The organism is Mucilaginibacter sp. PAMB04168, assembly GCF_039634365.2.
Lineage (GTDB): Bacteria > Bacteroidota > Bacteroidia > Sphingobacteriales > Sphingobacteriaceae > Mucilaginibacter.
In genome coordinates, this window is sequence record NZ_CP155079.2 from 3,429,429 (window position 1) to 3,442,166 (window position 12,738).

General features: G+C 42.2%; 9 protein-coding genes. All 9 read right to left on the bottom strand.

Annotated features, from left to right (window positions below):
- Positions 1 to 68 precede the first annotated feature (68 nt).
- Positions 69 to 761, bottom strand: a complete 693-nt coding sequence (locus tag ABDD94_RS14570) for a GNAT family N-acetyltransferase (protein WP_345952849.1) — start codon at positions 759 to 761, stop codon at positions 69 to 71.
- Between the two features lie 128 nt (positions 762 to 889).
- Positions 890 to 1,036: a hypothetical protein gene (locus tag ABDD94_RS14575; protein ID WP_345952850.1), complete on the bottom strand. Its 147-nt coding sequence runs from the start codon at positions 1,034 to 1,036 to the stop codon at positions 890 to 892.
- A 335-nt stretch (positions 1,037 to 1,371) separates the two neighbouring features.
- Positions 1,372 to 1,992, bottom strand: a complete 621-nt coding sequence (locus ABDD94_RS14580; protein ID WP_345952851.1) for a DinB family protein — start codon at positions 1,990 to 1,992, stop codon at positions 1,372 to 1,374.
- Between the two features lies 1 nt (position 1,993).
- On the bottom strand, positions 1,994 to 2,737 hold the full coding sequence (locus ABDD94_RS14585; RefSeq protein ID WP_345952852.1) for an isocitrate lyase/phosphoenolpyruvate mutase family protein: 744 nt from the start codon (positions 2,735 to 2,737) through the stop codon (positions 1,994 to 1,996).
- An 862-nt stretch (positions 2,738 to 3,599) separates the two neighbouring features.
- Positions 3,600 to 4,115, bottom strand: a complete 516-nt coding sequence (locus ABDD94_RS14590; protein WP_345952853.1) for a CHRD domain-containing protein — start codon at positions 4,113 to 4,115, stop codon at positions 3,600 to 3,602.
- 18 nt (positions 4,116 to 4,133) lie between these two features.
- Positions 4,134 to 5,057, bottom strand: a complete 924-nt coding sequence (locus ABDD94_RS14595; RefSeq protein ID WP_345952854.1) for a DUF5017 domain-containing protein — start codon at positions 5,055 to 5,057, stop codon at positions 4,134 to 4,136.
- A gap of 14 nt (positions 5,058 to 5,071) precedes the next feature.
- Positions 5,072 to 7,081 (bottom strand): RagB/SusD family nutrient uptake outer membrane protein, encoded by a 2,010-nt coding sequence (locus tag ABDD94_RS14600; RefSeq protein WP_345952855.1) that lies wholly within the window; start codon positions 7,079 to 7,081, stop codon positions 5,072 to 5,074.
- A gap of 8 nt (positions 7,082 to 7,089) precedes the next feature.
- On the bottom strand, positions 7,090 to 10,395 hold the full coding sequence (locus ABDD94_RS14605) for a TonB-dependent receptor (RefSeq protein WP_345952856.1): 3,306 nt from the start codon (positions 10,393 to 10,395) through the stop codon (positions 7,090 to 7,092).
- A 549-nt stretch (positions 10,396 to 10,944) separates the two neighbouring features.
- A complete protein-coding gene (locus ABDD94_RS14610; protein ID WP_345952857.1) occupies positions 10,945 to 12,465 on the bottom strand; it encodes a glycosyl hydrolase family 28 protein in 1,521 nt (506 codons plus the stop codon).
- Positions 12,466 to 12,738: the final 273 nt, after the last annotated feature.

Genomic DNA, 12,738 nt, shown 5'->3' on the forward strand with positions numbered 1-12,738 from the left:
AATTTACAAGTGAGCCCTTCATTTCCTAATTTAGAATCTTGGTTACTAAACGATAACTATAACGGCCCTTATATTATATCTGAACCGGTTAGCACATAGATGATCATCTCTGTTCGGACAACGAAACCTAAGGCCTGATAGAGGTTAATGGCACGGGTGTTATCTGCTCTAACGTGTAAGTATGGGATCTTACCGGCGGCGCGTAATTGGCGGATATGACTGTTAATAAGCGCTCGTGCATACCCTTTGCCGGTATGAACAGGATGTGTGCAAACAGCACTGATTTCGACATAAGGCCCGCAATGAAAGCGATGACCGGCCATAGCAACCAGTTGTTTATCCTCAAAGATGCCTTCATAGCCACCAAACCTGATCGTTTTTTCCATGAAGGGTCCGGGCGGACTCAATTTGGTCAGTTCTAACATTGCAGGAACGTCTTCGTCACTTAATTTAGTAATTGTTATTTGCCGCTGTTCTTCAGGTGTTGCGCCTTCATACATCATTTGGTATCCATCTATCCGGTTAACAATGGTCCAGGGATGTGCATTTAGATTTTTATCGGTTGTAAAAACGGCAATGGTTTCACTCCAGGGTTTAAGGTCCATTAACGCCTTGAAATGTGTAAAGTTATTTTCTGCAACAGCGGCGAAGGCCGAAACTCCCGGTGCATAATATCTAGCTATATGGTTGCCTATAGCCAAATTCACGTTGCCCGACGTTAAAGCTGCCCAAACAGGGTTATCCAATTGTTCTATTAACATGTGCTCTCTTTACTAAATCTGTCCTGTGTTATTCCGGAGTTTTGTCTGAATATTTGTACCGTATTTGTCCGGTCATTACGCATACCCCCAACCAGATCCTGCTTCAGTGCTGTTGGGTGGTGTTGCGATCACGTAACCACTATTTCCAGCAAACCTAACCGGTCGGCCAAGATATGGGTTGCGATCTTCTCTGCAGAGTTTAGAAATTTGCCGCAGGTCGATTGCCCGTCCATGATCATGTCGCGCAAAATAATCAATTGTCCGTTTGTCGCCAAAGAAGTCGAGCGTTTAAACTCGGCGGTCCATCAGAACGCGACTTTATTTCCTTCATAAAAAAATGACAGTTAGTAACTTGCACTTACAAGTAACTAACTATCATTTTTAGATTGCGAGTACAACTAAAATAATATAAATAAAAAGACTTTAAGACTTATGTCACCGGTTAAACCAATGGAACCTAAACCCGAACGGAATAGTACATTTTTAGCCATACAAGCGTAATAACAAATGGAAGCTCATCACTTGTCACCATTCGCGCTCCAGCAAGCATAAGCCTTTGACAAGTTTACGCAACCCTTAAAATACATTCCATCCTACTGTTATCTGCATATCAGTGCTTCGGGTAATTCAGGGTGGCTTTAACTTCGTCTATTTGCTGCGTATGCCGGTTGCTGTGTGCCGCGATGAGCAGGATAAACTGATAGCTATCATAAGTACCAACAGGTAAAACCACAATATGGTTGCGCAAATCAGCTTTCGATTCTTTAACCAGGGCAATCAGTTTTTCACGCCCGGCTTTAAAAGCAGTTAAGGCTTCGGCTACTGTTTGATAGGGTGAATTTGCAGGCTCCAGTGCTGTAAAAGTTTTAGATCTACGGCTACGATCTTCCACCGCTTTGACCAGGTCATCATCGCTGAACCTGATCTCGGTTCTTTTTTCCGGATTCGCCGGTTGAGATAAGGCAGGTTCTGCCATGGCCCAAAGTTCCTTTTCAGCGGCTGCAATATGTTTGATACATTCGGCCACGCTCCATTTGTCGGCCGCCGGTTTAAAGTTAAGTTGCGCTTCGCTTAAGCCTTTTACGGCTGCAAAGACGCCGGCTTCAGTTTGCTGTAATAACTGGACTGCCTTTGATCGTTCTGGTGAGGTAAGCATATTTGTTGTTTTTTGTTGTGCCAGGCCTTGGTATACTGCAAGGCTTAAAAATGTGGTAATCAGGAGGTGTTTCATCTTAAAATAAAGGTATTAAGGTTTGAGAGGTATTAACGGATTTAATTGCTTTTTCCAAATTTTGATAGGTTGCCCGGTAAACGAAAACCGCCATACTAATTCTTTTTATACCGGCTTTTGCCAACGATTCAACAGTAGCCAGGTTTGGGCCGCCTACGATATTAACCGGTAAGGATACTGCCGAGGTGATTGCCGAGATTACCGCAGGATCACCAATGCCGGTTACGAAAAGACCGTCCGCACCCGCATCTCTGTAAAGCTTCGCCCTGCGGATAACGGTTTCAAAGGGTTCTGGCAATTTTTGTAGAAAAGCATCGGTGCGGGCGTTTATAAAAAGTTGCTGGCCGGTTCTTGCCAGGTAATTTTTTATACTTTCCAACTTCCGCAAATACACGGATTCACCTTCAGCATCTTCTAAATTGATGCCCGCAACTCCAAGATCGAGCAGTTGTTGAATATGATCATTGATAACAGAAAGGTCGTTCGTATATCCCCTTTCAAAGTCAACGGATAAAGGTATAGTTGTAGCGGCTTTTATTCTTTGAATGATGTAGAGCAATTCCTTAAAAGGAATCTTTTCGCCATCTGCGTATCCTAATGAATCTGCAATAGCGCCGCTGGAGGTGCCGATGGCCGGAAAACCGGTAGCTTCGATTAGTTGAGCACTTTTAGCATTCCAGGCGTTAGCCAATAAAAACGGGTTCGATTGGTAATGTAACTGATAAAAGGTTTGGTATGAAGTCATGATCAAAGCTATTGTAATAATCGCGTACTGGCAGGGCGCTATTTAGACATCTTAAGGGGTTGATTTAGACAATACGTGCGCTTATCTTACGCCATAAAATACGAAAGTACGCCCGCTAATCACTGGCTAAATGATTTAAGCAGCATTATGGTCGCCTATAGCGTATTCGGCCGGGCCATAGCTACGGCTAACAAGTTTAAAATTGAGCGGGTTGGTATCAAAAACAGTTCATTTCACCAAGTGCTCCTAAAGAAGTGACCGCATCAAGGTATCTCGCAAACCAAGAGAACCTATCTTGTTATCATTGTTCGCCAAACCATTACGAAGGCTCAACCGCTATGAACAACGAAGTAATTAAGTTGCCAGGTGACACTTGGAGGGCATAACTTCCGGCTGCTAAACGAATCGTTTACTGTAAGCTTGGTTCATTTGACAAGCAAATGCTTGGCATAAATAAGTAGGACAGACAATTTCTTGAACAATAGGTGCTTTGCCGGTCAAACAGGTGAACTGGAAAAAGTGCTTTTATTGATCGAACTAATGAATCCCCACCACCGCTACGAGGGGACATTCCACTAGGGTGGCAAACCGTTTTCATGGCAGCCGGCTACCTGACACTGCGGCAACAGCAGGTAAGTTTATTGTATCGCTTTTTTACGTGACCTGTTTCCCTCTGTTGTTGTACTATTTAAGTTGAACAGCAAGAGCTTCCTACAGAGCTGGTATCGAATATTTAATGCTGGCCTACTACAGAATTTCACTCACCGATTACCTTTCCATAAAACAGGAAAATGACGGATTTGTCAGTTCGTCATTTGTTGTAAACGTTTATTTCTCATTTCAATTTGTTCATCGAAATTACTTACTCATCAAAGTAAGTTCGAACATATGTAATCTTTCCTTTCAAAACACCATTCGGTGAGGTTGGTGTGGTAATCAAAAAGGACCACTTCCCGTCTTTAAGGTCATTCGCTTCTTTATCAGATAGTGCGTTTAAAGAAAAAAAGGCACTTGTCAGGCTATCGGTCTTCGGACGATTGTTCGCTGTTGTGGTACTAACAAAGATATCCCTAAGTTGAACGTTTTCCTGTCCAACTGCGTTTGGTCCATAAAAACGGGCAGTAACAACTGTAGTGTCCAAATTTTTCCAGTTTAGCTTGTAATTAAAAACCTTTTGGTTAGCATCATAAACACCGGAAAACGTTGCTGTGCCGGTTGAAGTTCCGGGCGGTGTTAACTGCGCAGCGTTACCGGTACCCGCAAAAACAAGCTTTCCAAGATCATTTGGCCTGCTGTCGTCAAACTTTTTACAAGAATAGAAGCTTAAGCTGCCAAGGCAGGTTATGACGTACAAGGCATTCTTCAAACAAATTTTCATGAGTTGAATAGATTGATTTTAGTTGGTAATCGTAAATGTGAATTCCTTAATAACTTCTGCACTGTTTTCGCTATCCTGATTTTTGGCTACGAAAGTCACCTTGTAAGTACCCGGCTTTTTAAATATATACCTAAAGTCCGTCGGTTTTACAGTAGCGTTTTTCAAAATCTGTCCATAATCTGATGGAATGGTGTTCAACACAAGTGGTCGGGAAATTGCCCAGTCTTCATCTTTTGCACTGCCGATTGCAGGAGCGTTGAATGTCAGCGAATTATTGGCAAAATTCCAGGAATTATCAATGTTAGCAACCGAAATGATATTATTCAGTCCCGCACTGTTAACGTTACTTGCCATTGTATTAACGGTATCTTTAAAAAAGCTTCGTATCGTCAATGCGGGTGTTGGACCCACTGTCCATTTACGCGACACAGCATTTACAGTTGACATATCGGCTAAATACCGAAAGGCTACATAAATCGGCAACGAGCCATTCAACTGATCCTCCAGATGGACATTCCCCGAGGCAACGGCTGTTGTTGTGGTTGCCAATTTCGCACGGGAGGATATATCCGTCCAGGTTGCTTTTTGAAGACTTACGATATCACTTCCGCCATTAAAATCTTTAGACACAAGCACCGCAAAATTATTAAGAGAGGCAGGCTGTGTAGTTGCGCTAGGCGCAGTTGTTGATGTGGAAAAATTCAGGATTACGGAGTCTGGAGCGGCACTAAGGCGTTCCCTGTTCTCATAACGATGGTTGGGTTCACCCGAGTAAAAGGTAATATAATCCGGGTTTCCGCTGAAAGAGAAATACACGGTGTCTTTAGTTGTCATATTTATTTTCGAAGCCTTTACATCAAAGTCCGAAGGGGGAGTTACTTTTACCTTATTGCATGCAGATAGCGCTAGTAATAAAGCAGGCATTATTAAGTATCTTTTCATGTTCAAGAAGTGAATTAATAACCTGGATTCTGTTTTATCTTTTTGTTAAGTAGAATTTCATTTTGAGGAATCGGCCATAAAATATCTTTGGAGCCTATGTTAGTACCGGGAGCGGCTGCAGCACCAATAACATCGGCAGCTGTAATTTCAGTAGCCATTGGCGGTATTGGCATATTCCATTTTGGGTTTGACGATCCTGCTATATCCACCAACAAGCTCTGAACCGTTGGTACAAATATTCCCCAGCGCTTAAGGTCAGACTTACGCAGTGCTTCAAATGCCAGTTCAAGGTAGCGTTCGTTTTGAACAGCTATGCGAAAATCGTCTTTACTCAGACCCTGCGTCAAATCACCGGTGGTTACTGTGGTTAAATTTGCGGTCGCAGTAGCCTGCACTCCGGCATAAGTGAATGTGGCACCGGTTGTTGCGGGGTTAGATGCGCCCGAAGCTTGTGCGGGTGGAGTTGCAGTTGAAACGCCGGCTTTGGTTACTGTATACAGTTTTCCGGCATTGGTTACTTGAGTGTTGAGTGCATAGTTTGTATTTGCTGCCCAAGGCGTACCAATTATGACGGTAGGTGCTGTAATATAACCGCTACCGGCATTAGTTACCGAAATCAGGCTTACAGCGCCCGAGGTTAAGGTGCTTACTGCAGTAGCATTACCTGTGGAAAAATTAACCGCCGGAGCAGTTGTATAGCCAGAGCCTGCGTTAGTGATGGTAAAGTTATATATTATAGGGGTTTTACTGTATGCCCTTCTGCGTACCTGATTGATGGCGTTGTAGGCTTCTGCGGTTGGCCCGTTAAGCTCATTCTCAGCTTCGGCATACATTAGCAGCACATCCGAATAACGCAACATAGGGAAATTCACCTGAGATGTTGTCTGCGTTAAACGGCTAACGTCTGGTTCGTACTCCCTGTTCCATTTACTAATCTGCCTTGACCAAATCTGATTGGACGTATAGTAAGTTTTGTTTAAACCGGCCCAACCATAACTTGATAAATTCCAATCTCTTCTCAGGTCGCCCGGCTGGTAGGAAACATATAAGCGAGGGTATGCCCTTACGTAACCGTAACTATAGCCATCATAAACAACAGGTGAGCCGCTCCCGGTAGATTTGCCAATGTTCATGAACACATTGAACTGCCCTCCTGCTGAAACCGCTCCGGTAGCATTTTGATTGAACCCAATTTCCCAGATATTTTCCTGGTTATAGCGATTTTGAATCTCATCAAGAAAGACCTGCTGATAGGAAGAAAGTAAGGTATGCTGCCTTGATTCGATCACTTTTGCCGCCCACTTTTTTGCATCAGCAAAACGTTTGGTATCGTTCACCGGATTTCCAGCAGCATAAAGGCACACACGTGCAAGTATTCCTTCAACTGCGGTGACGGAAATTTTTTCTGAATAGCCTATAGAAGCGAATGTTTGATCGGTAAGCATTCCTTCTGCTGCAGTCATATCGCTAATGATCTGGTCATAAACCAACTTTACAGGCGTACGTTCAATTTGCCCTTCCGAGGGATCCTGGGTAGCATGAACCATGAGGGGCACATCCCCGTACCACTGTGCAAGCAGGAAGTAATAATAACCTCGCAAAAACAAGGCTTCTCCTTTTGCCTTTCTTACGGTAGCGGCGCTTACTGTTCCCGATGCAGCGGACACATCTATGTTGTCTAACAAACTGTTGCAATAATTGATTGATTGGTAGCAAAGTCGCCAAAACGTGCCTATATCACCATCAGTAGAAGGGACAATCGTATAGCTGTAGTTATTGTAACCGTAGTTAAGATTATAAAAATAAGTTTCGTCGGTACCCAGTGTAAGGCGGGTTGCATAAAATGAGCCATACAATGTACTGGCTCTTAAGTTAAAATACAGCCCTGCCAAAGCAGCCCTAACCTGCGCTTCGGAAGAATAAGAAGTCTGAGGTACCAATGCCCCTGTAGGTACTGTGTCAAGCACCTTTTTACATGATGTAAAAGGCAATATGATCATTATGTATATGAGTATCTTTTTCATTATGGGTCTTATAAGGTTAGGTTAGCGCCAAAGGTTAATACTCGCGTTCTTGGATATGGAGAGAAATCGAATCCAGGGGCTAAGTTGTTGCCGGCATTCGTGCTGACCTCCGGATCAGGTCCGCTATATTTGGTAAACGTTAGCAAATTTTGTCCCGACAGAGAAAACCGAAGATTGTTGATATGCAAGCGCGAAAGCATTTTCCTAGGTAAATTATAACCGATTGAAACGGTTTTCAGACGTAAGTAAGAAGCGTCTTCAATGATGCGGGTCGAATATTGTCTCAGTCCGCCAGTATTCGCGTTTGCGCGCGGGTATTCATTGGTCGGGTTAGTCGGTGTCCATCTGTTAACATAGGAAGCGAACTGATTGACATTTACGCTACCTAAGTTTGTTGTTGGAGAATTTCCGGATTGGGGTGCGTTGGTATTCCCTTCAAACTTAAGTTTATTGGCGTTCATCACCTGGTTTCCATATGACCATTGAAGGAATACGTTCAAGTCAAAATTTTTGTAGGAGAAGTTGTTAGAAAAGCCGCCGTAGTGTAGCGGATAAGGATTACCAATTACCGTGTAATCATCACCGTTGATCAATCCGTCTCCGTTTATGTCTTTGTATTTAGGATCGCCTGGTTGAACAACCAATGACTGATTTGTTTGTGGGCTTGCCAGTGTATTTTTGCCGGCGTAATAAGGAATGCCTTCTTTGAGCACGTAATAAAATCCGGCTGTTCCGTTCGGAATCTTGTAAAAGTCGTTCAGTTGGTATAAACCGTCAGCAACATAGCCGTAGAACTGCGCCACGGGCCGGCCAATTTTTGCAATATAATTGGGCGTCGTCATGGCAGACTCAAAGCTCCTTGTTGTTAACCTCGATTCCTCTCCTCCCGTTAACTCCAGTACCCTGTTCCTGTTAAATGAAATATTAAAGCTACTACTCCAGGTAAAATTCTTTTTACTGATGTTTACGGTTGCCAGCGTAAATTCAAGACCTTCGTTACTTACGCTGCCCACATTTTGAAAAGCCGTTGTAAACCCTGTACTGTAAGGCATTGCAGCACTCAAAAGAAGATTTTTGGTGATACGTTTATAATAATCGGTCTCAAAGTTCAATCGACCTTTAAACAATGAAAAATTAATGCCCAGGTCTGATTCATACGTAGTTTCCCATTTCAAATTATAGTTAGACATTGTCTGTACGGTTGAGCCATAAACATTCTGATCGTTATAAGAATAGTAAATGTTGCTGCCTGTATTAATTTGGGATAGGTAAGCAAAATCAGCTACCCGGTTGTTGCCGATCACACCATAACTAAAACGAATCTTGGCATCGTCAATGAACGAGTACTTTTTCATGAAATTCTCACCACTGAAACGCCAGGCTAAAGCACCTGAAGGGAAATACCCCCATCTGTTATCCTTGTAAAATTTGGAAGATCCGTCGGCTCTGAAGTTGGCAGTGAACAAGTAGTTTTTGCGGTATGTGTAATTTAATCTTCCATAGTAGGATTGTAACGCACTCAGGGAAGAAGAAGAACTCACTCTGTAGGGGGTGCCCTGTCCCAGCCCGTTAATCCCCAACGATTCGTTCGGTAAATTTGTTGCAGAAAAGCCGTTACCGCTGTTCTTACTGGTTTGCGAGCTATAACCTATTAATGCCGAAAGGATATTATTTTGATTAAAATTTTTGGAGTAAGAAAGTGTATTCTCATTAATAAAACTAATTGACTTCCCTGCAGATGTGCTGCCGTTAACCCCGAAAGCAGCACCGGCAGCTGTTAACGGGCTGCCGGACTGTGTTCGGGAATTGTAAAAGGTGTTGGTAAGTGAGTTCGTTAAATTAATTCCGGCAGTTACACGAAGCTGCAAGCCAGGAATAATCTTATATTCAAGATAAGAGTTACCGGTTAGCGTGTTAGCTAAGCGGTCATTAATCACATTGCTTGTGTTAATGTAAGGATTAATGGATGAGTTGCCACCAGGCAGGCCGCCATCCTCGTTATTATCGACCAAGTCATTGTAAATAAAGTTTTCATCAAACAGGCCCGAACTCAGTACCGGGCGGTAGCTCCAAATGTTATACATGAGGTTGAATGCGGCCAAGTTTTGCCCGTTTCCTGTTGGATTGGCTTGAACCGAAGGAATGGATCCATAAGATTTGGTATCGGCGTAGTTGGTATTGATACCAATCTTCAGCTTATCATTAATTTCCTGATCAAGAACAATCCGCGCCTGATAACGCTTGAAACCACTTTTAATGATCAAACCAGCCTGGTCGGCATAGGAGGCAGAAACAGCGTAAGACGTTTTACCTGATCTTCCGGTAAGAGACACGTTATGATTTTGGAATGCAGGCAGCTTATTGAACATGATATCCTGCCAGTTTATGGTTTGAGCATTTTTGTAACTGTCCAGCGTTTTTCCATTGCGGAAGTATACATAGCTGGTGAAATAAGGGTTAATATCATTCTGAAGTTTTACAAACTCATATGCATCCATCAGCTTCACATTATTAATAGATTTTTGAAATCCACTATTGGTAGAAAATGTTAGTTGCGGGATGCCAGAGGTGCCTTTTTTAGTCGTAATTAAAATAACTCCATTAGAACCGCGGGCACCATAAATTGCTGTAGCAGAGGCATCTTTTAAAACATCGATGGAGGCGATATCAGCCGGATTGATGGAATTGAAGTTGGCATCTTCCTGAGGAAAACCATCAATTACGTAAAGCGGAGCCGAGGATTGCGACACCGAACCCACTCCCCGTACAAGTATCTCTGCATTAGCGCCCGGTTGGCCATCATTTGATGTGACCTGTACACCTGCAATGCGCCCTGCCAACGCTCCGTCAACTGAAGTCACGGCAGCTTTTTGAATATCTTTCATGTTTACGGAACCCACAGAACCTGTTAGGTCCCTTTTTTTTGACGTTCCATAACCAATAACAACCACATCATTGAGGTCATTAGCACTTGATTTCATGATAACGTCTATCGAATTGTTGGATCCAATGGGTATCTCCCTATTTTCATACCCCACAAACGTGAATACCAGCACTGCATTCCTATTTGGAGCAGAGATAGAATAATTGCCTTTAGCATCTGTACGAGTGGCGGTTCGGGTTGTTTTCAGGGTAACGGTCACACCAGCCATTGTACCCGTCTCGTCAGAAACGGTACCTTTAATAATGATAGCTTGCGAAAAAGCGGGCGAGCAAATGACGATGAAAGCACAGACTAACAATAGTATTTGCCACGTGACCGGGGTAGAAATAAAGATGCGACTGGTTAAAGCAAAAGTAGAACTTTGTTTCATCAATGTGTGGTTAGGATTAATTGGAATTATTCTTTAAGTGGATTTGAGATCGACTTTAAATTTAGGTTAACTGCCCAAAATTACTAACTAAATCGGTTAAGTAATGTGATATAATAAGTTTTGTATAATTTTTATCTTTTAATATTATTTCTTGAGCAGTTTGTAGGTATATAACCTGATAATTAGAACTTTGTAAATGATCAGCGCATTTTACTCTACTACGTAAACCGATTTAGTAAATTTACGTATTCGATAACTGCCGAGTAGTTTGGCGTGTCGGATTAAAAGGTACTAAGCAAAAGAAATAAAGTATATGATTGCAATTGAAGAACGTCACTGGCTGGCTATTGACGTTAACCAATTGTTTACCATGTTGTTGCCGAGGGAATGATACCAATTCATAATGATAACTCATTAGTAAACTTGTTTTAAGAACTGAAATTAACCATGTTTTACCTAATCTGAATGGAGCTTGGACGCGGTTCAAAAACAGCTTAGATATTATAATCAATCAAAATAATCTTCTTACTAAGGACACTAAGCACGTACTTAATACCCTGACGTAACGACCTTGGAAGCGCCACCGTCACTCTTAATAAACTTATAGTTCTCTACATGTTCACCTATGAAAATTCCACCCAGGTCTGATGTTTTGTAATACGATGGCTTCTGTGGCATTGAGTCAAAAAGGTTCCTCCCGTTTATTGTCAGATTCTCAAAGGTGATATTCTTGATTTTATGTAATTCGTCATAACCCGTAATAATAGAAAGACTTGCCTTATCGCCCTTATAAACAATGTTTTTGAATAACACATCTTCAATTCCACGCCCCGGTGAGGTATTGTATTTTTTGTTAAACATTACCCTAAGGTTAATCAACTGTCCTTTACGAATATTATCTACCCTAATGCTGTCAAAAACAATCTCTTTTATCAAGTTATCATCACCAGCGTTTAATGCCAGGCAGCCTTGGTAATCTAACTGGTTTTCGTGCTGGTCAAGAATATCAAGATTTGCAAATTTCATTTTGGACAAGGTGTCGGGATCCGCAGAATCACCATGCGTCCCAATCAGGAGCGGGTGAGCCATATCGGCCCACAGAACAGAGTTCTTAACGGTTATATTAGTACTGTTGCCATAATATTTCCAGCGATGGCCATAAATGGCAATACAGTCATCCGAATTTCGCATAAAGACGCGATTGATATTTACGTTAGTGCAGCAGAAAATATCTAAACCATCACCGTTTCCCTCAAAGCTAAAGGATTTAATATTGTCGATATTAATATCACTGGACTGGCCCATCAGAACTGTATACTTGTGAGGTAATACAATTATACCTTCCATTTTAACATCTTTCGAATATTCTACAGTGATCGCATCTGCTCTTCCATTGGCGTATTGCCGAGTAGCTGACCCGTTTCCGGCTCCAGGAGGCGCGTTGGGTTTAAACAATTGGGTAAGTATTCCATGTCCATAGATCCTTACATTTTCGGCGTTAGAAACAATGAACCTACCTTGAACAACTGCTCCACCTGCAATGTAAACCCGTTGGCCGGATTTTAATACCATATCACCAATTGTATGCAATCCGGGGCCGTAATAAACTAGGTTGGCACCCTGGGTTGGCTGCTGCTCTAAAGGATTTGCAAATAGGTGTAGATTATTGAATATATCTCCATTTACCTCCAACGAAAAGTTTTTCGGTTTACTTAGCTTAAGTAAGATGGAATTGCCTGTCACTTTAATTGGCAAATTTTCTTGGTTAGGACGTAGTTTAGCCTCGCTAACCTGTTCTTTCAAAACCTGGACGAGTACATCAACCTCACCCTGAAAGTCGAAATAAGCAAAGGAACTGATTTGTGGACTTGTTTTAGTGTCGGTTGTTTGAGCTACTTGAGCCATATAGACCGGAATAGGTAACCAACTACCTCCTTTCTGCCTTATAGAGACCTTATACCTTTCATTGTTGAGCGCACTACCCTTTGGTGCGGGATAGTTAACTACCTGCGCACAAATTGCAGAAGTAAAAAAAGTCAGCCATAGGTTTAAAAATAACGTTTTTTTCATCTTAATGATCGTGGCAGTCCTCCCCAAAAGCAACAATTTTGAATTTGGTAAAGCCATTGGTTTAGCTTATTGAACTGCATTGCATGATCGGATACTTAAATCTGATCGTAACGCATAATGCATATTCAGTTCGCTAATTTGGTGGGTAAATCAGAAAGCCAAGGGGGGTATAGCGGTCATATAAAGGGGCCAAAATGGCAATTTCATTCCCCATCTTCCACAATTTATGATTACAGCACTTTGATATATAGAATCGCCTGGCAAATCGATTCT

Coding starts and splice junctions, on each gene's coding strand:
- ABDD94_RS14570 (WP_345952849.1), bottom strand. CDS start 761: ATGTTAATAGAACAATTGGATAACCCTGTTTGGGCAGCTTTAACGTCG.
- ABDD94_RS14580 (WP_345952851.1), bottom strand. CDS start 1,992: ATGAAACACCTCCTGATTACCACATTTTTAAGCCTTGCAGTATACCAA.
- ABDD94_RS14585 (WP_345952852.1), bottom strand. CDS start 2,737: ATGACTTCATACCAAACCTTTTATCAGTTACATTACCAATCGAACCCG.
- ABDD94_RS14590 (WP_345952853.1), bottom strand. CDS start 4,115: ATGAAAATTTGTTTGAAGAATGCCTTGTACGTCATAACCTGCCTTGGC.
- ABDD94_RS14595 (WP_345952854.1), bottom strand. CDS start 5,057: ATGAAAAGATACTTAATAATGCCTGCTTTATTACTAGCGCTATCTGCA.
- ABDD94_RS14600 (WP_345952855.1), bottom strand. CDS start 7,081: ATGAAAAAGATACTCATATACATAATGATCATATTGCCTTTTACATCA.
- ABDD94_RS14605 (WP_345952856.1), bottom strand. CDS start 10,395: ATGAAACAAAGTTCTACTTTTGCTTTAACCAGTCGCATCTTTATTTCT.
- ABDD94_RS14610 (WP_345952857.1), bottom strand. CDS start 12,465: ATGAAAAAAACGTTATTTTTAAACCTATGGCTGACTTTTTTTACTTCT.